Origin of the sequence: Arthrobacter sp. H20 (assembly GCF_000520515.1) — a bacterium.
Classification (GTDB): domain Bacteria; phylum Actinomycetota; class Actinomycetes; order Actinomycetales; family Micrococcaceae; genus Arthrobacter_D.
The window spans coordinates 17,643-39,894 of the sequence record NZ_KI914715.1 but is presented as its reverse complement, the minus strand read 5'-3'; the positions used below and the strand labels follow the sequence as shown (position 1 = coordinate 39,894).

22 protein-coding genes are annotated in these 22,252 nt (G+C 63.4%); 14 read left to right on the top strand and 8 right to left on the bottom strand.

What is annotated here, in order from left to right; translation table 11 throughout:
- Positions 1–210 precede the first annotated feature (210 nt).
- Positions 211–762: a GNAT family N-acetyltransferase gene (locus tag Y703_RS0104375; protein ID WP_026551736.1), complete on the top strand. Its 552-nt coding sequence runs from the start codon at positions 211–213 to the stop codon at positions 760–762.
- Here the strand turns inward: Y703_RS0104375 and Y703_RS17925 are convergent.
- The 4 genes from Y703_RS17925 to Y703_RS0104355 form a co-directional block, all read right to left on the bottom strand.
- On the bottom strand, positions 759–1,034 hold the full coding sequence (locus Y703_RS17925; protein ID WP_026551735.1) for a CDGSH iron-sulfur domain-containing protein: 276 nt from the start codon (positions 1,032–1,034) through the stop codon (positions 759–761). The genes Y703_RS0104375 and Y703_RS17925 overlap by 4 nt on opposite strands.
- Positions 1,031–2,074: an iron-containing redox enzyme family protein gene (locus Y703_RS0104365; RefSeq protein WP_026551734.1), complete on the bottom strand. Its 1,044-nt coding sequence runs from the start codon at positions 2,072–2,074 to the stop codon at positions 1,031–1,033. Before Y703_RS0104365 ends, Y703_RS17925 begins: the two co-directional genes overlap by 4 nt.
- A gap of 91 nt (positions 2,075–2,165) precedes the next feature.
- Positions 2,166–3,104 (bottom strand): acetamidase/formamidase family protein, encoded by a 939-nt coding sequence (locus tag Y703_RS0104360; protein ID WP_026551733.1) that lies wholly within the window; start codon positions 3,102–3,104, stop codon positions 2,166–2,168.
- A gap of 9 nt (positions 3,105–3,113) precedes the next feature.
- Complete coding sequence (locus Y703_RS0104355) at positions 3,114–4,625, bottom strand: PucR family transcriptional regulator (protein WP_026551732.1); 1,512 nt, start codon at positions 4,623–4,625, stop codon at positions 3,114–3,116.
- A 93-nt stretch (positions 4,626–4,718) separates the two neighbouring features.
- Here Y703_RS0104355 and pxpA point away from each other — a divergent pair, with 93 nt between their 5' ends.
- The 5 genes from pxpA to Y703_RS0104330 are packed head-to-tail and all read left to right on the top strand — an operon-like array spanning position 4,719 to position 8,989.
- Entirely contained in the window at positions 4,719–5,471 is a 753-nt protein-coding gene (pxpA, locus tag Y703_RS0104350; protein ID WP_253907931.1) for a 5-oxoprolinase subunit PxpA, read from the top strand.
- A 51-nt stretch (positions 5,472–5,522) separates the two neighbouring features.
- Entirely contained in the window at positions 5,523–5,762 is a 240-nt protein-coding gene (locus tag Y703_RS0104345) for an acetyl-CoA carboxylase (RefSeq protein WP_026551730.1), read from the top strand.
- Positions 5,759–7,120: an acetyl-CoA carboxylase biotin carboxylase subunit gene (locus Y703_RS0104340; protein WP_035763824.1), complete on the top strand. Its 1,362-nt coding sequence runs from the start codon at positions 5,759–5,761 to the stop codon at positions 7,118–7,120. Before Y703_RS0104345 ends, Y703_RS0104340 begins: the two co-directional genes overlap by 4 nt.
- Positions 7,117–8,019 carry a 5-oxoprolinase subunit B family protein gene (locus tag Y703_RS0104335; RefSeq protein WP_026551728.1) on the top strand — a complete coding sequence of 301 codons (903 nt, stop codon included), beginning with the start codon at positions 7,117–7,119 and terminating at the stop codon, positions 8,017–8,019. The genes Y703_RS0104340 and Y703_RS0104335 overlap by 4 nt, the downstream gene beginning before the upstream one ends.
- A complete protein-coding gene (locus tag Y703_RS0104330; RefSeq protein ID WP_026551727.1) occupies positions 8,009–8,989 on the top strand; it encodes a 5-oxoprolinase subunit C family protein in 981 nt (326 codons plus the stop codon). The genes Y703_RS0104335 and Y703_RS0104330 overlap by 11 nt, the downstream gene beginning before the upstream one ends.
- On the opposite strand, the gene Y703_RS17920 is transcribed toward Y703_RS0104330, so the two are convergent.
- Positions 8,975–10,069 carry a LacI family DNA-binding transcriptional regulator gene (locus tag Y703_RS17920; protein WP_253907930.1) on the bottom strand — a complete coding sequence of 365 codons (1,095 nt, stop codon included), beginning with the start codon at positions 10,067–10,069 and terminating at the stop codon, positions 8,975–8,977. The two genes, Y703_RS0104330 and Y703_RS17920, sit on opposite strands and share 15 nt — an antisense overlap.
- Positions 10,070–10,298: 229 nt before the next feature.
- Between Y703_RS17920 and Y703_RS17915 the strand changes: the two genes are divergently transcribed.
- The 6 genes from Y703_RS17915 to Y703_RS0104295 are packed head-to-tail and all read left to right on the top strand — an operon-like array spanning position 10,299 to position 15,484.
- Positions 10,299–11,360: an asparaginase gene (locus tag Y703_RS17915; RefSeq protein ID WP_051427301.1), complete on the top strand. Its 1,062-nt coding sequence runs from the start codon at positions 10,299–10,301 to the stop codon at positions 11,358–11,360.
- Between the two features lie 3 nt (positions 11,361–11,363).
- Complete coding sequence (locus Y703_RS0104315) at positions 11,364–12,254, top strand: polysaccharide deacetylase family protein (protein ID WP_026551726.1); 891 nt, start codon at positions 11,364–11,366, stop codon at positions 12,252–12,254.
- Entirely contained in the window at positions 12,251–13,630 is a 1,380-nt protein-coding gene (locus tag Y703_RS0104310; RefSeq protein ID WP_026551725.1) for an MFS transporter, read from the top strand. The genes Y703_RS0104315 and Y703_RS0104310 overlap by 4 nt, the downstream gene beginning before the upstream one ends.
- Positions 13,623–14,387 (top strand): SDR family NAD(P)-dependent oxidoreductase, encoded by a 765-nt coding sequence (locus Y703_RS0104305; RefSeq protein ID WP_026551724.1) that lies wholly within the window; start codon positions 13,623–13,625, stop codon positions 14,385–14,387. Before Y703_RS0104310 ends, Y703_RS0104305 begins: the two co-directional genes overlap by 8 nt.
- The gene (locus Y703_RS0104300; protein ID WP_026551723.1) at positions 14,384–15,082 is read left to right on the top strand and encodes an SDR family NAD(P)-dependent oxidoreductase; all 699 of its coding nucleotides are present in this window, start codon (positions 14,384–14,386) and stop codon (positions 15,080–15,082) included. The genes Y703_RS0104305 and Y703_RS0104300 overlap by 4 nt, the downstream gene beginning before the upstream one ends.
- A 45-nt stretch (positions 15,083–15,127) precedes the next feature.
- Positions 15,128–15,484 carry a hypothetical protein gene (locus tag Y703_RS0104295; RefSeq protein WP_026551722.1) on the top strand — a complete coding sequence of 119 codons (357 nt, stop codon included), beginning with the start codon at positions 15,128–15,130 and terminating at the stop codon, positions 15,482–15,484.
- On the opposite strand, the gene Y703_RS0104290 is transcribed toward Y703_RS0104295, so the two are convergent.
- The 3 genes from Y703_RS0104290 to Y703_RS17910 all read right to left on the bottom strand — a co-directional run bounded on the left by Y703_RS0104290 (position 15,481) and on the right by Y703_RS17910 (position 19,175).
- Positions 15,481–16,695, bottom strand: a complete 1,215-nt coding sequence (locus Y703_RS0104290; protein ID WP_026551721.1) for a glycerophosphodiester phosphodiesterase family protein — start codon at positions 16,693–16,695, stop codon at positions 15,481–15,483. The two genes, Y703_RS0104295 and Y703_RS0104290, sit on opposite strands and share 4 nt — an antisense overlap.
- Positions 16,696–16,825: 130 nt before the next feature.
- Positions 16,826–17,560, bottom strand: a complete 735-nt coding sequence (locus Y703_RS0104285) for a glutamine amidotransferase (protein WP_026551720.1) — start codon at positions 17,558–17,560, stop codon at positions 16,826–16,828.
- Positions 17,561–17,594: 34 nt separating this feature from the next.
- On the bottom strand, positions 17,595–19,175 hold the full coding sequence (locus Y703_RS17910) for an MFS transporter (protein ID WP_051427300.1): 1,581 nt from the start codon (positions 19,173–19,175) through the stop codon (positions 17,595–17,597).
- 70 nt (positions 19,176–19,245) lie between these two features.
- Here Y703_RS17910 and Y703_RS17905 point away from each other — a divergent pair, with 70 nt between their 5' ends.
- Entirely contained in the window at positions 19,246–19,785 is a 540-nt protein-coding gene (locus tag Y703_RS17905) for a MarR family winged helix-turn-helix transcriptional regulator (protein WP_051427299.1), read from the top strand.
- Positions 19,786–19,860: 75 nt separating this feature from the next.
- Positions 19,861–22,200: an FdhF/YdeP family oxidoreductase gene (locus tag Y703_RS0104270; RefSeq protein WP_026551719.1), complete on the top strand. Its 2,340-nt coding sequence runs from the start codon at positions 19,861–19,863 to the stop codon at positions 22,198–22,200.
- Positions 22,201–22,252 lie beyond the last annotated feature (52 nt).

Genomic DNA, 22,252 nt, shown 5'->3' with positions numbered 1-22,252 from the left:
AACCCGGCGGTAGGCGGGCCGGACCAGCGCCTAGTCCACTTTGAAGGTGCATGCAATGCCTGCACTGCAGGCACCTTTAAAGTGGAAAGTGACTGCATTGCATGCACTGCAGGCACCCTTTTGAAGCACCACCTACGATCCCCAAACCGAGCCGTCACATTGCGCCGCCACGGCGGCCCCGGGACCGGTGTGCTGTCCCGGCGTGGGATCATGGATCCCGTGAATCTCCTCATTGACCAGGCAACTGCCGACGACGTCGAGCGGCTCGCTGAGCTGGCCGCCATCACGTTCCCGCTCGCCTGCCCGGCCTCCTCACGGCCCGAGGACATCGAGCACCACATCGCAACCGAACTCTCACCGGTACGGTTCCGCCAACACCTTGCGGATCCGGGCAAGACGCTGCTATGCCTGAGCGACGGCAACCGCCTCATTGCTTACAGCATGCTCATCGACGGCGAACCCGCCGATGGCGGCGTGAGATCGTCGTTGTCAACCTTCCCCACCATTGAGCTCAGCAAGTTCTACGTCCACCCGGACCATCACGGGCGTGGACAGGCCACCCTGCTGATGCAGGCAACACTTGAAACTGCGGCACAAAAGGGCGTCTCGGCGGTGTGGCTAGGAACTAACGACGAAAACCACCGCGCGGTTCGCTTCTACGAAAAGCACGGCTTCACCAAAGTGGGAGTGAAGACGTTCCGCCTGGGCGCCGGCGTCGAGAATGATTTCATCCTCGAACTGACATTTCCCGAGCGGAGCTAGCTTTCGGGTTCGGTCTTGAAGCCGATCAGTTTATGGCTGCCGTCGCAGTACGGCTTGATCACCGAGGCTCCGCACCGGCAGAGGGCAACTGTCTTTCGGCTGCGGCGCAGCTGGTTGCCGTCGGGATCCACAATGTCGAAATCTCCTCGGACCAGCAGTGGCCCATTGGGGAAAGCGACGATCGTCTGCCGCGGTCCGATCGACGCCGCGGCGGCCTCGTCACCGGCACCATCTTCGGCGACACCGTCGTCGTCGTGCTGACCGGCACTCATGCGATGACTGAAGCTGAGGAGCGCAGCGAGGAGCTCCCCACTTTCCAGGCGTCGAGGATGTGCTCGGTCATCCACGTGTCGACGACGGCGGCCGCCGCAGCCCCGAAAAATACGTCCGAGAGCAGGTCCGGTTCAGCCTCGACCAATCCGCCGGCGAGGTCCCTCCCAGCGATCTGTTCGTGGACGGCGTCGGCCTCCACATGCTCGTCAAAGTAGGCAGCGACGGCGTCGTTGAACCCGAGCCGACGGAACCCTCTGGCGTACATCCGGTTCGCCAGCGACGAGGTCATCTCATACGCCGCCAGGTGCCCCACAATCGCACCGCGAAGACGACGGTTGAGTGCGAACAGCGACATCAGATTCGATGACGCAAGGGTGATGGCGGGTACGTCATCCACATAGTGGCCGTAGCCGTCGTCGAGCCCGACGCCACGCATCGACTGGGCAAAGAGGGCAGAGTGCATTCGCTCGGGCACTCCGCCGCCGTACTCGTCCGCCTGGATCTCCACCATTGCGGCCTTGGCCCGGCCGGTGAGACGAGGAATGGACCAGGTGTGCGGGTCTGCTTCCTTGAGCGTGTAGATGGACTTCTGGATCAGGAACTCGCCGATCTGCTCCTCGGTTGCCTGCTTGGCCACGTACTTGGCCATGCTGGGACCACCATCGGCACCGGTCAGCTCGAACAAGCCCGCTGCGACGTCGGCGCTGGTGGGGGCTGGCAGCTCGGGAAGGGTGGTTGCCGATCGCAGCTGCGCTTCGTACGCCTGTTCCAGGAAACGGCGGGCGGCAATCAGGTCGGGATTCCACTCCCAGTCGCCACTCGTGCCGTCGATACCGCTGTAGTGCAATTCGAAAAGGCAGAACAAGGTCAGCTGGAGGTCGTCGTCGAAGGCGAAATCATTGGTCGCAGCAACTGCGTCCCGCACGGCGGGAGCAAGATCGCTGGCTGTGCTCGGCGCCTCGGGGCTGCTTTGCTCCGGACCGTTCAGGGTGGCCAGGAGCAGCGAGCTCACCGGGCCGCGAGGCTCAGGTTGTTTCATGACGGGACCCCTATCGTTGGGCAGTCAAACATTGGATATAACCAGTCCTAAGCATACTTGCTATTCGCAAAGATGGACGCCGCCAACGATGTCAGACCGTCGGCGAGATCTGCACCGCATCGTGGCTAAGCACCGCGTGAACACCCCACGTTTCGTTGGCTACCTGCGTGATCCGCAGGTCCACCACTGTGCTTGCCAAGGCGAGCGCATGCGTGCGTTCCATGCCATAGAGGTCCTGCATCCAGGTCAGCATCGCCTTGAGTGCTTCAGCAGTCGCGAGGTTGAGATCGGCGTTGAAGCCGAAGGTGATTCTCGCCGTCGGTGTCATCGCATGAATGGTCTGCAGTGGAGCATCGAGGACGACGTCGAGCACCAGGTCAGCGGTCATTCCGCACTCAATCGCGGTACCGCCCACCTCGCCGTCGCCCTGTGCTGCGTGCCCGTCGCCAACGCTCACTAGCGCATCGGGAACTGTCACCGGCAGAAACAGGGTGGATCCGACGGTCAGTTCCTTGCAGTCGATGTTGCCGCCACCGTCAGCCCGCGGCGGCGTGGTGGCGAAGTCGCCCGGACGGTTCGTCGGCACGCCGACGACGCCGAGGAACGGGTTCAGCGCAACGCTCTGCCCCAGCTGATTGGTAGCTGTCCCCTGCTGCGCATCAACATCCCATAGCAGCCACTGCGGTACACCACCGTCGACGTCGAGCAGTCGGGTGAACTCGTCGTCCTTCCGCCCTGCGTTGGTGAACCCCCACGGGTCGGGAGTGAGGGAGGCGAAGGTGACGGCCAACATGTCACCGGGTTTGGCACCTGCCACGGCGATAGGCCCGGTGAGGCAATGCCCCTCCCGTTCGGCGAAGAGTTGCGGCTTGTCCTCTCCGGGGATAGTCTGCCGTTCCAGGTGCCCCCAAGCGTCGAGGGATCGGACCCGCACCGAGTCTCCGGGGTTCACGGTAAGCACCGGCGGACTGTCGCGGGAAAACACCTGGGTGGTGGTGGCCAGGCTGGGCTCAAGGTGGTGAACAGTCATCCGCCTAGCCTACGAGGCACCGGTTCGATCCGGGTCAGAACTGCTAAGGATCCGCAACGCGAGCAGGCAGGTCGTCTGTCCCTCCAGAGTCGACAGGGATAACTTCAGCAGCCCTTCCAGCTTGCCGATCCGCTGACTCAGGGTATTCCGGTGGATGTACAGGCTGGCCGCAGCCCGGGAGGGATGGGCGTCGTGGGCCAGGAAGCACTCAAGGGTGTGGAGCAGGCCCAGCGAATGGGTGGAATCGTAGGCGATCACCGGAGCCAACAGCTTTCGCGCGCCTGCCCGCGCGCCGTGGGTCGCCGTTGAAGCGATCAGGGCGCTAATGCCCAACTCAGGAGCAATAGTTGGCCTGACCACGGTCGCCAGCATGTCCTGGGACTGGTAGACGCCGAGCCTCAGCTCGTCACTGCTCGCGCAAGGCCCCTTGAGCACCACGGCCTGGTCCGGCATCTCTTCGGTGAACCAGGCAAGGAGCGACTCGGAAGCCGTCGCTGCTGCATCGTCCCCCGGCCGTGGCTGCTGGGCAAACGCGAACAACGTGCCATGGCGCACCTGGACCCTGACGACGTCGAACACTGACTGCAACATCAGCCGGGTCTTCCACGCATCCGACAGGGTGCCGTGGCCCGTGCGGACCGCTATGACGACGGTTGCCTCATCACCGAGAAGCCCTGTGGATCGCACTGTCCTGGCAAACTGCTCCAAGGCCACCCCGTTCCAGTCAAACACCTGATCCAGCAGCGTACCAAGCTCGGACTGCTTGGACGTGGTGGTCAGCAGCGCGGTCTGCAACTGCACGGCAATGATCGATGCAACGGGCGCCAGCAGGGTGGAAATGGGATGCTCCACCTCGGCGTCCCGCACTACTAGCTGGAAGGAATCCCCTGTCCCCATCGGCAACGGAACCGTGGCATCCATCCCTGCCGATGCTGCCTGTTCCAGGTCCTCCTGACTCCAGGCTGACCGCTCCGGCGACCTGGCGATCACCGCACCGAGGGCGTCGGCAATCGCCACCTCACCCCTGACCGCCGCCGCGACCGCATCGAGAATGACGGAAAGTCTTGCCCCCGATGACGCGAGACCGGCGCACGTCTGGGCGAGCTCCCAGGACCGGGTGATCGCGGTGAAACGCTCGGACTGCAGCACATTGGTGACGTGGCGATGCACCTGAAGGAACGGGACAGACCGCGGGATCTCCAGCAGGGGTAGATCGTGGTCCGCTGCTGCGCGCACCAGCCCCGGCGGGATGAGGTGGTGGGCGAATCCGGTGCCGAACGCCACCGCGGCCACCTGTACCGAGACCAGCCGTTCCACATAGGCCGACCAGGTGCGGTCATCCTCGATATTCAGGCCGATGCCGTTGGTCAGGAGCAGGACGTTTCGGCTCAGGAACGGGGTGGGATCGATAGTTTCGGCCGGGGCGCACCAGCTGATTTCCCGGGCTAGCCGGTCGCTCGAACTGGGGGTATGGAGCCGGAGTTGGAGAGTGTCTTCGGATAGCAGATCAGCAATAATCATCGAGTCCACCTGTGCATGTGCCCATCAAACCGGATTATCCGAGGGCGGAAGTCCACTATATCGGCTGCGCCGGCGGCTACTAGTGTGAAGCGCATGACTTCGCCAGCTGTGACCCCTGCCACCAGCAAGCCAGGCCCCACCCTGAATTCGGATATGGGTGAGTCCCTGGGCTTGCACTCCTTCGGCAATGACCTTGCCCTGATGGACACCGTGGACGTCATCAATGTGGCGTGCGGGTTCCACGCTGGAGACCCCGACACCATGGCCGCAACGGTGTCAGCTGCTGCCGAACGGGGACTCGGCATCGGCGCCCACCCAGGGCTACCCGATCTGGTCGGTTTCGGCCGCCGCGAAATGAAGCTGACCCCCGACGAGGTGGAGAACATCCTGCTTTACCAGGTGGGAGCCCTCCAGTCCTTCCTCACCGCCGCCGGCGCCACCCTCAACCACATCAAACCCCACGGATCCCTGTACGGCATGCTGTCCAGGGACCGGTCCCTGATGACGGCCGCGGCCAAGGTCGCTGCCCTCTATAACGTGCCGTTCTACGGCCTCGCGGCTACCGAACACCAGACGGTTTGCAACGAACTGGGTGTGCAGTTTGTCAGCGAACTCTATGTGGACCTCAACTACGGCCCGGAGGGGCAGCTGCTGATCCAGCGTCAGCCAGAACCCACCGATCCCGCCAAAGCCGCTGCGCGGGTGCGCCGCGCGATGGCGGACGGCGTGGTCGAGGCATCGGACGGCACCGAACTGCACATCGATTTCCAAAGCATCTGCGTGCACTCCGATGCACCCAACTCCCCCGACGTCGCCGCCGCCGTGCGCGCCACCCTCCCCGAGTAGCATCCCACCAGTCCAGGAATCAGTTCCGAACAGAGCCCAGAAAGGCCACCCATGACCGACATCATTTCCCCACTTCCCGGCATCTTCTACCGCAAGCCCGGCCCCGACAAGGAGCCCTACGCCACCGTTGGAGATCGGATCGAGGCTGGCCAGACGGTCGGCGTCGTCGAAATCATGAAGCAATTCTCCGAGGTGCGCAGTGATGTCTCGGGGATTCTCGAAACCTTCGCCATCGAAGACTCGGGAGCCGTCAACCCCGGTGACGTCATTGCGACGGTGACCGAGGGATGACCGTGGAGAAACTGCTGGTAGCGAACCGGGGCGAAATTGCCGTCCGGATCATCCGCGCGGCCCGCGACCTCGGCATCCGCACGGTGCTGGCGGCCAGCGAGCCCGATGAAGACTCTTACGCAGCGCAACTGGCTGACGAGGTCCACATCATCGGCCCAGCCCCGGCCGGAAAGAGTTACCTAAACGCTGAAGCTGTCCTTGAGGCTGCCCAGGCCACCGGGTGCGACTCAGTGCACCCTGGCTACGGCTTCCTCTCCGAAAACGCAGGGTTCGCGCGAGCCGTGGTTGACCGGGGGCTGACCTGGATTGGTCCGTCCGCCGACGCCATCGAGCTCATGGGCAACAAGTCCCGCGCCCGGCAGGCGGCGAAGACCGCGGGAGTTCCCACCCTGCGCGGCAGCGACGGAGCTCTCACACCGGACAGCAACATCCTGGAGATCGCCGGGAAGGTGGGCTATCCCCTCGTGGTCAAGGCCTCCGCAGGCGGTGGCGGCAGGGGCATCCGCCTCGTCACCGCAGCAGCCGATCTCCTGTCGACTGTGGAAATCGCCCAGGCCGAAGCCCAGGCGGCCTTCGGGGACTCCACCGTGTACCTTGAACATTTTGTCCACCGCGCCCGGCACGTGGAAGTCCAGATCATCGGCGACGGGGCACAGGTCGTCCATCTGGGCGACAGGGACTGCTCCCTGCAACGCCGACAGCAGAAGATCGTCGAGGAAGCCCCGGCCCCCGGGCTGCCCGACGAGGTCAGGGCAACCATCCTGGCTTCCTCCATCGAGCTAGGCCGCCAATGTCACTACAGCGGGCTGGGAACGGTCGAATTCCTCTACAACCCGGATACCCAGGAAGCCGCGTTCATCGAGATGAACACCCGCCTGCAGGTCGAGCATCCCGTCACGGAAATGATCACCGGCCTGGACCTGATCCGTGAGCAGATCCTGGTGGCGCGCGACGGAGCACTCCGCCTCACCCAGGAGGACATCAGTTTCAGCGGCCACGCTTTCGAATTCCGGATCAACGCCGAAGACCCCGAGAACGGATTCATGCCCAGCCCGGGCACCCTGGAGCGGCTCCAGTGGCCGGGAGGTCCAGGCATCCGCATCGACTCCGGGGTGGTGGCCGGGTCGGCCGTGGCGCCATTCTACGACTCGTTGCTGGCCAAGCTCATCGTCTGGGATTCCAGCAGAGACCAGGCAATGACCCGGTCGGCCGGAGCGCTCAGCGAGGTCCTCATCTCCGGGGTGAAAACCACTCTCCCCCTGCTGAAGGCTGTCCTCGCCCGGAGCGAAGTGGCCGCCGTCGAGCACCACTCCAAATTCATCGAAACAACACCCGACCTGTTAGGAGCTAGTGCATGAGCGACACAGCCCTGCACCTGGACGCGGCCCGTTACACCTGGGGAGGAGACGAATTCCTCTTTGTCGAAATCGCTGAGGGAATGAGCCTCGCCGCCAACTTCAAGGCCAACGCGATGGCAGCCGCGCTGGGGTCCCGCACCGTACAGGGGATCACCGACATCTGCCCAGCCAACGCGTCCCTGCTGATCCGCTTCAACCCGGACGACCTCCCGCCCAGCGCACTCGAGGAAGCGGTCCGCGGCGTCGAGGCCGAAGTTGCGCAGATGTCACAGCACACCCTCCAGACCCGCGTCATCGAGGTGCCCGTCTGGTATGACGATCCGTACACCCGTGAAACCGGTGCTCGATTTCGCTCGGGACACCAGCGCCCGGAGGGTAACGACCTCGATTTCGCGGCCGAGGAGAACCATCTGGCGTCGCCGGCGGAGTTCATCAGCCGCCATCACGAGTCACCGTGGCTGGTGTCGATGGTCGGTTTCGTGGCCGGCCTGCCCTTCATGTTCCAGATTGTGCCGCAGGACCAGCAGCTCGAGGTCCCCAAGTATCTGAGCCCCCGCACCGACACTCCCGCCCTTACCGTGGGTCACGGCGGTTGTTTTGCCTGCATCTACTCGGTTCGGGGCGCCGGTGGGTACCAGATGTTCGGGATCGCCGCGGCGCCGATCTTCGATCCTGCCCAGCGCCTCTCGGACTTCGACGACTTCATGATCTTCTTCAAACCCGGAGACATTGTGAAGTTTAAACCGGTTGACGAAGACGAATACCGGCGGATCCAGGAGCTGGTGGCTGACGGGTCATTCACCTACCGGCAGGCGCCCGTGGTGTTCGACCTCGAGCGGGCGCTTGCCCACCCCACTGAATACAACCAGGAGATCACGGAGCACCTCAATGGCCATTAGGATCACTGAGCCCGGGCTTGCCACGACGGTCCAGGACACGGGCCGGCCCGGCTACTATCACGTCGGCATCCCCCAGGGCGGGTCGATGGACCAGCTGTCGGCAGAGCTGGCCAACGCCCTCGCCGGCAACACGCCAGCGGAGGCAGTCCTGGAATGCACCTACATCGGGCCCCGGTTCACCACCGACACCGACGCCGTCATCGCCGTCGCCGGCGCCCCAGTGGACGTTCTGGTCAATGGGACGCCCCGGGAGCAATGGACCCGGCTTAAGCTGGTCGCAGGCGACGAGGTGTCCTTCGGGATGATCCGCGCCGGGACCCGGTACTACATCGCTGTCCAGGGCGGAATCGACGTCCCGATGGTGCTAGGCAGCCGTTCCACCTATGCGTTGGGCGCCATGGGCGGCTTCGAGGGGCGCGCCCTCAAAGCGGGCGACGCCCTCGACGTCGGGACCGCCGGGCTGGAACGCCATGCGTCGGCTGCAGACTTCATCGACGAGTCCCTCCGGCCTTCCTTCGCCAAGGAGATCACCGTAAGGGTCATGCCCGGTCTGTACGACCATCGGCTGACCGAGGAGGGGCTGAATACCCTGTTCAGTGCCACGTGGAAGCTGACGCCAGTCGCTGACCGGACGGGTCTGCGGTATGCCGGCCCCTCGGTGTCGTGGAAACCGAGGGTCCAGCCGTTCGGCGCGGGATCCGATCCGTCGAACATCGTCGACGCCGGCTATGCGATCGGCTCCATCCAGATCCCCGGTGGCAAGGAACCCATAGTGCTCCACCGCGATGCCGTCTCCGGCGGCGGTTATGCGATGGTGGCCACGGTCATCAGCTCCGATATGGACCTGCTGGCGCGGAGCGCTCCAGGGACGCAGACAACCTTCACCCCGGTGACCATGGAGGAAGCACTCGCAGCACGCGACGAAGGAAAGACTCTGCGGTCCAGGATCTGGGGGTCAGCTGGCCAGTGAACGCTGCGACTCGCGGTGCGGCGACGCGGCACTGCTCTCACGGACGAAGAGTTGGGGTGTCATCCGAACCGAGTCGACCTGCTCGCCGTTGATGACCCGCCGCAGCATCAGCATCGCCTGACGGCCAATCTGGAACATCGGCGAGCGCACCGAGGACAAAGGGATGGGAAGCTGTGCGGCGAGTGAGGTGTCATTAAAGCCGACGACGGCAATGTCCTGACCCACCGTCAGCCCGTGCGCGCGGAATGTACCCATCGCCCCGATCGCTGCGAAGTCGTTGACGGCAAAAACAGCCGTCGGTACTGGACCGGGCTGAGCAACAATGGTTTCCGCTGCCTCCTTGCCGCCCTCGGTATCGAAGCGCGACCAGATCACTGAGCTGTCAGGAAGCTCTCCGCCCAGGTCCTGCCAGCGTTGCCGGAAACCGGCGGTGCGGTCCAGCGCCGTGCTGGCATAGGGTTCTCCAGCGATCAGGGAGACACGCCGATGACCCGCCTGCCAGAGGTGGTCTGCCACCAGCTCTCCTCCCACGGTGTCGTCGCAGGTTGCCGAGGGGAAACCGGGATGCCGGCGGTTCATCAGCACAAACGGGATGTGTCGTGCACGCAGATCAGGTAACAGATCGCTGCCGTCATGTACGTCACCGAGGATGAGTCCGTCTACCCGACGGGCCAGCATGATCTCGGCTTTCCGGCGCTGCTCGTCAGGACTGTCGTGGGAGTTCATGACGAACGTTGAATAGTTGTTCTCGGCCGCGGCTTCCTCGATGCCCTCATACATGGTGGCCAGGACAATATCGGAGAGCCGCGGCACGATTACGCCGAGCGCGCGGGTCCGGCGTGTCCTGAGGGATTTCGCCTGGGGATCCGGTGAGTATCCGCGCTCCCGGGCGAGATCCCGCACCTTCTGCGCAGTTGCTGACGAAGCGGCACCGCGGGCCACGTCCGACGTCGAGTGAAGGACCCTCGAGACGGTTGAGGGATGGATCCCCAACTCGCTGGCAAGGTCCTTCAGCGTGACCGGTACGCGGCTTTGCCCTCCTGCGCCCATAAGACTCCCTCCGCCGTGCTCCCTGATCATGTACATGATTGTTTCAGACCTGAAAACTTTCAGTCGAACCCTTGACGAGACCCAAATCACATTCTAGTCTTTTCCACAACGAACCCAAACGATTGGGTTGAGTAACTAACCGGACGGACAAGCAGGCTGGCTGGGAGCAATCGACACCAGCCGCAGAATCTGGCCGGACACGATTTGTAGCTTACCCAAACGATTGTGTAACCGCATGGCGACGAGGAAGGAGGTGACCATGAGAACCAGCGATGATCAATTCGTGGTGCTGCTGGCAACAGGCGGCACCATCGCTTCCCGCAATTCCCCGGAGGCTGGCGGCGCAACCATCGCGGAGGACTCAGGCGAGGTGCTGCTGCAAAGCACCGGCCACGGGTCGGTCCCGGTGAAGGTGGTCGACGTGATGCGGAAGGGCTCCTACCGGCTCACCTTTCCGGACATGCTGGAAATTTGTTCAGAGGTCAAAGCTGCGCTGAGCGATCCGCTGGTGGTGGGCGTCGTCGTCACCCATGGAACTGACACCACCGAGGAAACCTCCTACCTCGCCGATCTGCTTCACGACGACTGGCGGCCGGTGGTCTTTACCGGCGCCCAGTTTGCCGCGGATCACCCCACACCTGACGGGCCGGATAACCTGCGGCGGGCCATCGCCGTCGCGGCTTCCCCCGAAGCGGGTGGAAGGGGCGCCCTGGTCAGCTTTGCCGGGCAGATCTTCCATTCGGCGGGAGTGCGGAAGGTTCACACCACCGCCCATGCGGCCTTCGACAGTCCCGACAGCATCCCGGCCGGCAGCGTCACAGGCACCGGCGTCGTGTCGATGGACTCCCGCCCGGCCCGCTTCGAACCCCTGCCCGCCCCCCAGACAGGCGACGGCGTCGGTTTCCCCCGAACCGACGTCGTCGCCTCCTACCCCGGCGCCGATGCAGTGATGATCGAGGCCGCGCTGGCGGCGGGAGCAGCAGGAATCGTGCTGGAGGCCACGGGGATCGGCAACGCTAACCCCGTCCTGTGCACGGCGGTGGCGGAGGCGACGGCCGGAGGCGCCGTCGTCGTCACCAGTACGCGGGTCCATGCCGGACCTGTGGTGCCGGTCTATGGCACGGGCGGCGGGAAGGACCTCCTCGCCGCGGGGGCGATCCCGTCCGGCCTCCTCCGCCCGGGGCAGGCGAGGATTCTGCTGCAACTGCTTCTCGCCCTCGGGATGACCCGCCCCCTCATCGAACAACATTTCCACCGGCGGGGCCTCCTGGTCCCGCAGGACAGCGACGCCCTGACCGCTTTGACCCCATCGAAAGGCTGACCCATGACTAAGAACATACAGATTGCATTCGGCGTAGACGTTGACGCCGTTGCTGGCATGCTCGGCTCCTACGGCGGCGAGGACTCCCCCTGCGACATCTCGCGCGGGCTGTTCAGCGGCGAGGTGGGAGGTCCCCGCATTCTCCGGCTTTTCGAAAAGTACAACCTTCCCTCCACCTGGTTCATCCCGGGACACTCACTGGAGACCTTCCCTGAGCTGACCCGGATGGTGGTGGAGGCCGGTCACGAGATCGGGGTCCACGGCTACTCCCACGAAAACCCGATCGCGATGACCCGTGAGCAGGAAACGGCCATCCTCGACCGGTCGATCGAACTCATTGAGCAGGTCTCCGGGAAGCGACCCACCGGGTATGTGGCGCCGTGGTGGGAGTTCTCAACCATCACCAACGAAATCCTGCTCGAGCGGGGCATCAAGTACGACCATTCCCTGATGCACAACGACTTCGAGCCGTACTACGTCCGGGTGGGCGACAGCTGGACGAAGATCGACTACAGCAAGCCCGCCGAGGCGTGGATGAAACCGCTGGTGCGTGGCCACGAAACTGACCTGGTGGAGATCCCGGCCAACTGGTACCTCGACGATCTGCCTCCCATGATGTTCATCAAGGCGGCCCCCAACTCCCACGGATTCGTCAATCCCCGCGATATCGAGCAGATGTGGAAGGACCAGTTCGACTGGGTTTACCAGGAGATGGACGACGCCGTCTTCACCATGACCATCCACCCCGATGTGTCGGGCCGCCCCCAGGTCCTGCTCATGCTTGAGCGCCTCATCCAGCACTTCAACTCGCACGACGGCGTTACCTGGCGGACGTTCGACCAGATCGCCGACAAGTTCCTGTCCGACAATCCCAGAAAGGAAGCCAACTCATGAAGGCTCCGGCACTGATTGACCTGTCCACGCCCACCGCTGACGAAAAACGCGCGCTGCCCATCTTCAGCAAGAAAAACACCAATACGGCGATGATCCTGGCACTGCTCGCGTGGACCGTCGCGGTCTTCGACTATGGGTTGTTCGGCACGCTGCTTCCCGCCATGCAGGAAGAATTCGGGTGGACCGAGACCGAGGCCTACGCGATCAACACCTGGATTGCTGTTGGCACGGCGATCGTCTGCTTCGGCATCGGCCCGGTGATCGATCGGCTCGGCCGGCGCAAGGGAATGATGCTCACCGTCGGTGGCACCGCCGTCGTGTCAGCGCTCACCTCAGTGATTCCTGCGGGACTGGGTTTCATCAGCAACGCCATGCTCGTTGTGGTGCGCTCCTTCGGCGGGCTCGGCTTCTCGGAGCAGGCTGTCAACGCGACCTACATGAACGAGGTTTTCCAGGTCACCGAGGACGAAAAGAAGCGCAAACGCCCCGGCTTCTACTACTCCTTCGTCCAGGGCGGCTGGCCATTGGGCTTCCTGCTTGCTGCAGCCCTCGCCTTCGCCTTCCTGCCATCCCTCGGATGGCGGGCCCTGTACATCATGGCGGCCATTCCTGCGGCAATCATCGTGTACCTGATCGCGAAGAAGCTCAAGGAATCCCCTCAGTTTGAACTGCACGAGAAACTGACCCAGCTGGAAAAGTCCGGGAACGTGGACGAAGCCCACGCACTGGCCGGCTCCTTCGGCGTCCAGCACTCCTCAACGGCTCCCCTGAAGCGCATCTGGGAACCACAGCTGCGGCGCAACACGATAGTCTTCTCCCTCGCCTGGATCGTGAACTTCTTCGGCATCATGGTCTTCAGCATCCTGGGTTCCTCAGTGCTGGTGAACTCCCGCGGAGTGGAACTGTCAGACGCCTTCTGGATGCTGATCGTCATCAACGGGCTTGCCTACTTCGGCTATGTCTTCCACGGCTGGTTCGGCGATGTCATTGGCCGGAAGAAGACCATCATCATCGGCTGGATCATCTCGGGTATTTCCTTCTCGGTCATGCTCAGCCCCATCGCTTCCACCCCCTTCCTCATCATCCTCACCTACGGCGTCGGGCTTTTCTTTCTGGTGGGGCCCTACGCGGCCATCCAGTACTTCATGGCAGAGTGCTACCCCGTCAGCTGCCGGGCCACCGGGCTGGCGTTCATCGGTGCGATGAGCCAGCCGGGCATCATCCTGGGCGGAGCGTTGTTCACCGTGGTCACAGCTGCGGCAGGTACTACTGCGGCGGCCCTGTGGGTCGGCGCCCTCGGCACCCTGGTTTCCGGGTTGCTGATGATGATGGCGAAGCCCATCCCGAAGGAGCTACTGGAGGACCCGAGTGCCTGAGTCACCTGTAGCCATCATTACCGGCGCTGCCAGCGGAATTGGACGTGCTCTCGCCGTCCACTACGCACAGCGCGGGGTCCGCTCGGTCATAGGCACGTTCTCCGGTGATCCGCACGACCCGGAGGAAACCCTCCACCTGGTCGAGCGGGCCGGGGGCCGGGCCGTCATCCAGGAAGTGGACGTCAGGAACACTGAATCGGTGGAGACCTTCGCTGACCGGGCGCTCAACGAGTTTGGGCGGCTGGACTACGCGGTGGCCAACGCCGGCGTCCTGCGCAATGCTCCACTCGGAGAGCTCACCGACTCTCGCTGGAACGACATGCTCGACGTCGATCTGACCGGTGTGCTGAGGACCCTGCGGGCTGGCTCCACCCGGATGGACGACGGCGGCGCCATGGTCGCCGTCTCGTCCATCGCGGGTGGAGTCTACGGCTGGGAGGAGCACGCGCACTACGCTGCCGCCAAAGCGGGAATTCTCGGGCTGGTCAGGAGCGTCGCCGTCGAACTGGGTCCCCGAGGGATTAGGGCCAACGTGGTCGTTCCCGGATTGATCGAAACCCCGCAGTCCCTGGATCCCGTGAACTCGCTGGGGCCGGACGGCCTGGAGCGTGCGGGGCGGGACATCCCGTGGGGTCGCGTGGGCCGGCCGGAGGAGGTAGCCAGTGTGATTGGGTTCCTCACCTCGGCCGACGCCGCCTATGTGACCGGGCAGTCGCTGATTGTCGACGGCGGCCTCACCGTCAAGATGAAGGCATGAGCGCCGCGCGGACCGTCGTCGTCACCGGCGGCGGGAGCGGCATCGGGGCGGCGATCGCCGAGGCCTTCCGGGAGACCGGTTCGCGGGTGGTGGTGCTGGACCGGACGCCCTCGCCCCACTCGATCACCGTCGATGTGGGCGACGAGGCAAGCGTGGTGGCCGGCTTCGCCGCAGCGCGGGCAGAGCTGGGCAGGATCGACATTCTCGTCAACAGTGCAGGACTGCTCACTGAATCACCGCTCCAGGACATGTCGCTGGCCCGGTGGCAGGAAACCATCGCCGTCGACCTGACTGGGGTCTTCCTCTGCTGCCGTGAAGTGGTCGCCGAGATGCGGGCGAACAAATGGGGACGGATCATCAACATCTCGTCCCAGCTTGGCATCAAGGGCGGCACCGGCCTCAGCCACTACAGTGCGGCGAAGGCGGGGGTGATCGGCATGACCAAATCTCTCGCCCTTGAGGTGGCCGGTGACAATGTGCTGGTCAACTGCATAGCTCCGGGACCGATCGAAACACCGCTGGTGGAGGGAATCTCCGACGATTGGAAGGCCGCCAAACGGAAGGAGCTTCCCCTGGGACGATTCGGCACACCGGCCGAGGTTGCCCCCGCCGCTTTGCTGCTCGCGAGTGACCCCGGCGGCAACCTCTTCGTAGGACAAACCCTAGGCCCCAACTCCGGCGACGTGATGCAATGATTCTCACCAGTGGAATTTTCACCATGTGGAAGGAACGGCCAGTAAATGTGCGGCGTCTGCGGACGAACAGTCACAGCCGATGAAGTGCTCGGCCCAGTCAGCACCCTCCGTCACCGGCTGATCGCTGCGCAGACCATCAACACACTCTGTCACGGCCTGCCAGGTATCCCCAGCGTGCAAGCTGCCGGGGATACCTGGGTGGTGCGCGGGGTGACCGGCGCAGTCCTGCAGTACAGCACGGTCAATGACGTCTGGGCAGCCATCCTGCAGGACCCCGCCGCGCTCCTGCACAGGAAACGGCTGGTGCACCGGATGCGGAGGCGGGCTGCGGCAGAAACAGGGGTGGCCCTCAACGTCGTCACCGCCGGCCTGAGGCAGGCCGCCCCCGACTGTCCCGGTTAGTTGGCGAAGACATCCTGCAGCTTGTCCCGCGGAGTCCACAATCCCACTGAGTCGCCACCGTTGTTCAGCAGCGAGGCTGTTCGTCCGTTGTAGTAGGCATCAGCGGCGTTGGTCCCGGGGCCGGTGTAGACCCGCAGTGCTGCTCCGGCGGCCAGCGTGTAGCCGTCACCCACGGTGAGAATGTTGCTCGCGGCGTCACGCAGGATGTAGCCGCTGACATCGATGGTCCTGTTGCTGGTGTTGCGCAGCACTACATGCTCACCCGTTTCGGGCTGGACATCGTCGCCGGCTGGGTTGTTCACCGAGTCGACAATCTCCACGCCGCTACCAGGAAACACCGGTGCTCCCTGAAGGTAGCGGGCGTTCTGGATGGGGAAGTCGGTGGTGACGGCGTCGACCCCCAGATCGATTGACGCCTGGACCGCCTCGGGCGAATTCACCGTGTAAACCCCGAGTATCAGGCCCGCTGCTTTGACGTCACTGACATTCTGCGCAGTCAGCACGCGGTAGTTGGTGCCCACCGAATCGGCGAAGGTAGCCCAGGATTCAAGCACAGCCGGTCCCGGAACAACTCCTGCAAGCTGCTGCAACTCAATCTCCGGGGCCAACTCGGCGAACGTCCGGTTGGAGGCCTCGTCGAAGCCCAGGACCTGGACCTTGTCAGTCACCACGAGGCGCTGCCAGGTCTTGTCGGTGCGCAGTTCGTCGGCGACCAACTGCTCTATACCGGGCGAGTTCACCGGCGACTTGATCTCGATGTACACGCCAGTTTTGGTGTTGGCAACCTTAGCGGCGTCGTCGAGGTGGGGAATCCGCTCACCGACGAACTGGTCATCGAAGTAGGACCCTGCGTCGAGCTGTTGCAGTTCGGCCCAGGTGAAGGACGTAATCGGGTCGGTGGCCCGGTCGGGGAAGACTTCCTCGACGTTGGTGGTGCGCGCAGGGGTGTCGTCGTGAAAGAGGAAGGGGACGCCGTCGGCGCTGAGTTGAACATCGACCTCGAAGAAGTCAGCACCCGATCTGCGGCCGTCCGTGAACGCGGCCACAGTGTTCTCCGGTGCGGTTCCGGCGGCGCCACGATGACCGATCAGGATAGGCGACGATTCCTCCGGAGCGGGGGCCTGCGCTGAGGCGCCAGGCGCAGCCAGGAGCGTGAGGCTTACAGTGACGGCGGCTGTGCTGGCGAGGGTCTTGGCTAAACGGGATGCCATAGAAGAAGTTCCCTTCGTTATGGAGGGGGTTGATCCCCTCCACAACCGACGGTGCCGCATCAGCCCATCCCCCGCGACAATACGAGGTAAACGCGGCGTGAAAACCTGGCTTAGCTCGCTTCCGCTTCAGCTACGCCGTCGCGTACCGGTTCACGAAGTTCCGCAGGATCGCCGCCGGCCATTCGACCTGTGCCGAGCGAGCGCGGCTCATGTAGTCCTCTGCTTCTTCCGGGGGGAAGTACCCCGCATGGCGGTAGATGTCGATCCGCTGAATCAGTCCATCGACGTCGAGCTCTGGATGAAACTGGGTCGCGTAGAGGTTGCTGCGGATCCTGAACATCTGGACCGGGCAGCTGGCCGACGAGGCGAGCAGTACCGCGCCGTCGGGCAGAGTGGTGCAGGCTTCCTTATGGCCAACAAAGGCATCGAACGACGACGGCAGCCCGGCCAGCAACGGGTCAGCCGCCCCGGCAGCGGTGACAGCGATGGGTACCGGACCGATCGGCTCGGCGAAGGTTCTGTCGATCACGGCGCCCTGATGCCGGCCAAGGGTACCCACGCCGTAGCACGCGCCGAGGAACGGGAAGTCGGCCGCTACTACCCGGTCCAGCAGTTCACCGATATCGTGTTCCACCCTCCGCTGGACCTCGGATTTCTGGTCTTCGGGGTCGGACGAGTTGAACGGACTGCCGCCGACCATGATGCCCGAGTATTGACCGAGGTCGACGTGCGGTATCGGGGAGGACTCGGCACGGATCCTGTGCAGCTGGTGAGGCTTGAGTCCGCCGAAGCGCTGGAACGCCCGGTACTCGCCGTCGGCGGCCTCATCCTCGGCACGGGTGGCTATCAGCAGGAACGGTTTCACTCATCGAGACTACTGCCCACCGGCCCGGTTTCGACTATGAGCTGATTTCCTGCTCCTGGGCGTCGATGCCTTCAGCGCTGGTGGCGGATCTGGGAGCGACAATCGCTGTGACGACCGCGGCTATGCCCAGAATGATTGCACCGAACCACATGCTTGCACTCAGACCCTGGGCGAAGGCTTCGCGGGCAGCGTTGGCGAGATTCTCGCCGTCGGGCCCAAAGGAGTCCGCCACACCGAGCGCGGCTCCCGCACCCGAATCGACTACCTGCCGCACCTGATCGGGGAGCGCTGCGATTGCTGGTCTGATGTCGGCGCGGTAATAGCTGACCAGAATGCTCGACAAAATGGCTATGCCCAGCACCCCACCAACTTCGCGTGTGATGTCATTGACTGCGCTTGCAACTGACCGCCGCTCGGCAGGAAGTCCCTCGATGATCATTTCAGTGCCAGGAGTGATGCCCATTCCGAAGCCGACCCCAAACACCAGTACTCCAGCACCCATCACCCAGAGTGACGCATCGAGGCCTTCGGCCAGGCCGACGGCGAAGACGGCGAACCCCGTCCCCATCAGGAGCAGACCGAGCGATCCGGGGACGCGTGCACCGAATCGTTTCGTGAGGACGCTAGCACTCCCAATCCCGGCACCCACTCCCAGCGGAATGATCAATAGAGCCAGGGCCGAGCCGAGAGGGGTGTACTGAAGCACGATCTGCAGGTACTGAGGTGTCAGGACGAAGAAACCCAGGGATGCGAAGAACTGGACTGTCACGATGATTGACCCCGCTGCCAGTCCTCTGTTTTTGAACAGTCGCACGTCAAGGGAGGGTGCCTGTGAGCGAAGCTGGTGCGAGATGAAGGCAATGAATCCGACCACCCCGACGCCGAGGGAGGCGAGGGTGAGCGGATCGAACCATCCGCGTTGGGGACCTTCGACGACTCCGAAGACCAGCCCCGCGAGAGCGACTATCGACCAGAGTGCTCCGAGTGGGTCGAGGGACAGCGAGCGGTTACGGTGCTGTGCAACGAGGAAGACCACAGGGACGATGATCGCGAGAGCAACGACGCCGAAGAGGAGCTGGACGCTTCCCCACCAAAATGCCTCAAGAAGGGCGCCGGCAACGATGGTGCCAGCAACCGCTCCGGCGGAGCTGACTCCGGACCACACACCGATAGCGAAGGTCCTCCGGTCCTCCGGATACGCGTCCACCAGCGCTGAGAGTGTCACGGGGAAAACAGCTGCTGCCCCTACCCCAGCCAGCGCCCGGAGGGCAATGAACCAGGTGGTGTCGGGCGAGAACGCTGACCCGACACAGGCGAGGCCGAAGATTGCCAGCCCAATCACCAGGATTGTGCGGCGCCCCACGCGGTCAGCCGCGATCCCGGCGGTCAGGAGCAGCGCAGCGAAGGTGAGTGCGTACGCATCGATAATCCACGTCAACTCGGACTGGTCTGCTTCAAGGTCAGCGGCAATGTTGGGGAGGGCAATCGACAGTGCAGAGTTTCCGGCGACCACTAGGGCAAGTCCGGCGCACAGGACTATCAGCAACGCGCGAAGCTGGCCCGGTGTCAAAACCGGCTGAGTTGGGGCCGAGGCAGCTTGCGGTTCCTGTTTCACTATTCCTCCAAATTTATCTCCTTCAAGGAGTTTCTCGGTTTCCGAGATACTTGTCAACTAGTATTGGAGCATGACCCACAGTGAACAGGCGAAGCGAGCCGAGGAGACCGAGCGACGCAGGGTGTCACTCGAGGAGCTCTCGTGGGCGCTCCGAGGAGTAAACCGGGCAGCTGCCGAAGTGGATCATGCCCTGGGCAGCAAGATCAGTCTGCGCCCCCTTGATTACGCGGCCATCGGGCATGTGATGAGCCAGGAGGGAGAACCTCTAGGACCAGCTGAACTCGGCAGCAGATTGGGTATCAGTACCGGGTCTGCGACCGAGCTCGTTGATCGGCTTGAACGCGCCGGTCATCTGGTCCGCGCACGTGATGAAAAGGACAGACGACGGGTGCTTCTGCGGCCAACCGAAGAAGCAGTTGGTCGCATCCTCGGCGAACTTCGACCACTCTTCGATTCGCTCGATACGCTGACAAGCGAGTTCACCAGTGAGGAGCAGGTGACCATCGGCAAGTATCTTCGCTTGGCCACTGAACGCCTCTCCGATTTCGTTGATTACCTCACCGCCGAGGAAAGCCAGCAACGAAACCAGGCTTCCGATAACAGCAGGTAGCAGCGCGGCCTCTTGCGATGCCGCGCTCGGGCTGCTAAGTCTGAAGGTAACGACAGTCAGAAAAGAGATGTGAACATGACGAGCAGCAACCCCGCAGTGGAAGAAGCTGACGAGAGTGAAATTGAGGTCGGCAAGCCCAAAGATTGGGCGGCAGGTATTCCTGGAGTCATCCATTCGATGCAGCCGGCGATCAAGCACATGGGCGTCAACCGGACACGGAAGACCCTGCTGGCGCTGAACCAGAAGGACGGTTTCGACTGCATGAGTTGCGCCTGGCCGGATCCGGGTAAGCGCAGCAACTTCGAATTCTGCGAAAACGGCGCAAAGGCTGTCACCTGGGAAGCAACTCCCGTCCTGGTGGCCTCCGAGTTCTGGGCCGAGCATTCAGTCACCGATCTGCTCACCAGAAGCGAATACTGGCTGGGCATGCAGGGCCGCCTGACCGAACCTGTCTACAAGCCGGCGGACAGCGATCACTACCAGCCGGTCAGCTGGGAGAAGGCGTTCTCCCTGGTTGCCGACAAGCTGAACGGGCTGGAGACCCCGCACCAGTCAGCGTTCTACACTAGCGGCCGCGCCTCGAACGAAGCTGCGTTCTCCTACCAGTTGTTCGTCAGGGCCTTCGGAACCAACAATCTTCCCGACTGTTCCAATATGTGCCACGAATCCTCTGGCTGGGCGATGGGCCAGACCATCGGAATTGGCAAAGCCACTGTCGCATACGACGACTTCGCCAAGGCTGATCTGATCATCATCATGGGCCAGAACCCGGGTACCAACCACCCCCGGATGCTCACGGCCCTGGAACACGCGAAGGAGAACGGCGCCGAGATCGTTGCGGTCAACCCCCTCCCCGAAGCGGGACTGAAGCGGTACAAAAACCCTCAGGAGGTCAAGGGAGTCCTTGGTCGTGGCACGGAAATTGCCGACCAGTTCATGCAGATCCGTATCGGCGGCGATATGGCCCTCATGCAGGCCATCTGCCGGCGGGTCCTCGACGCCGAAGCGGAGAACCCAGGAACGGTCCTGGATCATGATTTCCTGGAGAAGCATTGTCAGGGTCTTGACGAACTCAAAGTCAGTCTGACCCAGCTGGACGAGGGTGCTGTCCTCGAAGCAACGGGGCTTTCAGTCGAGGAAATCGATGAGTTGGCTGCACGTTACATCAAGGCCGACAAGGTCATCATCACCTGGGCCATGGGCATCACGCAGCAGAAAAAGGGCGTGGCAACCATCAAGGAGATCATCAACCTGCTCCTGCTGCGTGGAAACATTGGCAAGCCAGGCGCCGGCGCCTCACCGATCCGCGGGCACAGCAACGTGCAGGGCGACCGCACCATGGGCATCTGGGAGCAGATGCCACCAGCGTTCCTCGACGCCATCGAAGAGGAGTTCGGGTTCGACCCACCCCGGGACCACGGTACTGACGCAGTGGAAACCATTCGCCAGATGCGCGACGGCGACATTAAGGTCTTCGTCGCACTCGGCGGGAACCTTGTCGCAGCGATCTCGGACACGCTCGCCGCCGAAGAAGCGATGCAGGCCACCGACATGACGGTGCAGATTTCCACCAAGCTGAACCGGTCACACGCGGTGATTGGCAAGGAGGCGGTCATCTTCCCGACCATGGGCCGTTCCGAGATCGATATGCAGGCCAACGGTCCACAGTTCGTCACCGTCGAGGACACGGTGTGTGCCGTGCACCCCTCGCACGGCACAGTGGACCCAGTTGCACCGAACCTGCTGTCCGAGGTCGCCATTGTCAGTCGCCTCGCGCGGGCTGTGATCGGCGACAAGGTGAATGTGGACTGGGCAGGGTTCGAGGCCAACTATGACACCATCCGCGAGCACATTTCACGCGTTGTCGACGGGTGTGAGGACTACAACCAGAAGGTTCGCCGCGAGGGCGGATTCGTGTTGCCAAACGGCCCGCGCGATTCACGGACCTTCAGCACTCCCACCGGCAAAGCGATGATCACGGTGAACGATCTGCAGGCTGTCGAGCGGCCAGCGGGCACCCTCATCCTGCAGACCCTCCGCTCACACGACCAGTTCAACACCACCATCTACGGTCACAATGACCGTTACCGCGGCATCAAGAAGGGCCGCCACGTGGTCTTCGTGAACCCTGAGGATCTGGCCGAGCTGGGGTTCGCTGACGGTCAGTACGTGGACGTGCGCGGTGAATACCAGGACGGCCGGGAGCGGGTGCTCCGCAACTGGCGTGTGGTCTCCTACCCGAGTGCCCGCGGCTGCGCCGCTGCGTACTACCCGGAGGCAAACGTGCTGGTCCCGCTGGAAGAGCTCGCCGAGGGTAGCAACACGCCTGTCTCCAAGGCAGTGATCGTCCGGCTGGAGCCGGCGAAGGGCGGCGCATCCGAGTCGGCAGCCGCGGCGAAGGCTTCCATCTCGTAGCTCACTACGCCAAAAAGTGGCTCCCCCGCAGGATTGTGGTTTAGCAACCACA

Coding starts and splice junctions, on each gene's coding strand:
- Y703_RS0104330 (WP_026551727.1), top strand. CDS start 8,009: ATGGCCATTAGGATCACTGAGCCCGGGCTTGCCACGACGGTCCAGGAC.
- Y703_RS0104345 (WP_026551730.1), top strand. CDS start 5,523: ATGACCGACATCATTTCCCCACTTCCCGGCATCTTCTACCGCAAGCCC.
- Y703_RS17915 (WP_051427301.1), top strand. CDS start 10,299: ATGAGAACCAGCGATGATCAATTCGTGGTGCTGCTGGCAACAGGCGGC.
- Y703_RS0104315 (WP_026551726.1), top strand. CDS start 11,364: ATGACTAAGAACATACAGATTGCATTCGGCGTAGACGTTGACGCCGTT.
- Y703_RS0104360 (WP_026551733.1), bottom strand. CDS start 3,104: ATGACTGTTCACCACCTTGAGCCCAGCCTGGCCACCACCACCCAGGTG.
- Y703_RS0104365 (WP_026551734.1), bottom strand. CDS start 2,074: ATGAAACAACCTGAGCCTCGCGGCCCGGTGAGCTCGCTGCTCCTGGCC.
- Y703_RS0104375 (WP_026551736.1), top strand. CDS start 211: ATGGATCCCGTGAATCTCCTCATTGACCAGGCAACTGCCGACGACGTC.
- Y703_RS0104340 (WP_035763824.1), top strand. CDS start 5,759: ATGACCGTGGAGAAACTGCTGGTAGCGAACCGGGGCGAAATTGCCGTC.
- Y703_RS0104355 (WP_026551732.1), bottom strand. CDS start 4,625: ATGATTATTGCTGATCTGCTATCCGAAGACACTCTCCAACTCCGGCTC.
- Y703_RS0104270 (WP_026551719.1), top strand. CDS start 19,861: ATGACGAGCAGCAACCCCGCAGTGGAAGAAGCTGACGAGAGTGAAATT.
- Y703_RS17925 (WP_026551735.1), bottom strand. CDS start 1,034: ATGAGTGCCGGTCAGCACGACGACGACGGTGTCGCCGAAGATGGTGCC.
- Y703_RS0104335 (WP_026551728.1), top strand. CDS start 7,117: ATGAGCGACACAGCCCTGCACCTGGACGCGGCCCGTTACACCTGGGGA.
- Y703_RS17905 (WP_051427299.1), top strand. CDS start 19,246: ATGACCCACAGTGAACAGGCGAAGCGAGCCGAGGAGACCGAGCGACGC.
- pxpA (WP_253907931.1), top strand. CDS start 4,719: ATGACTTCGCCAGCTGTGACCCCTGCCACCAGCAAGCCAGGCCCCACC.
- Y703_RS0104290 (WP_026551721.1), bottom strand. CDS start 16,695: ATGGCATCCCGTTTAGCCAAGACCCTCGCCAGCACAGCCGCCGTCACT.
- Y703_RS0104300 (WP_026551723.1), top strand. CDS start 14,384: ATGAGCGCCGCGCGGACCGTCGTCGTCACCGGCGGCGGGAGCGGCATC.
- Y703_RS0104295 (WP_026551722.1), top strand. CDS start 15,128: ATGTGCGGCGTCTGCGGACGAACAGTCACAGCCGATGAAGTGCTCGGC.
- Y703_RS0104310 (WP_026551725.1), top strand. CDS start 12,251: ATGAAGGCTCCGGCACTGATTGACCTGTCCACGCCCACCGCTGACGAA.
- Y703_RS17920 (WP_253907930.1), bottom strand. CDS start 10,069: ATGATCAGGGAGCACGGCGGAGGGAGTCTTATGGGCGCAGGAGGGCAA.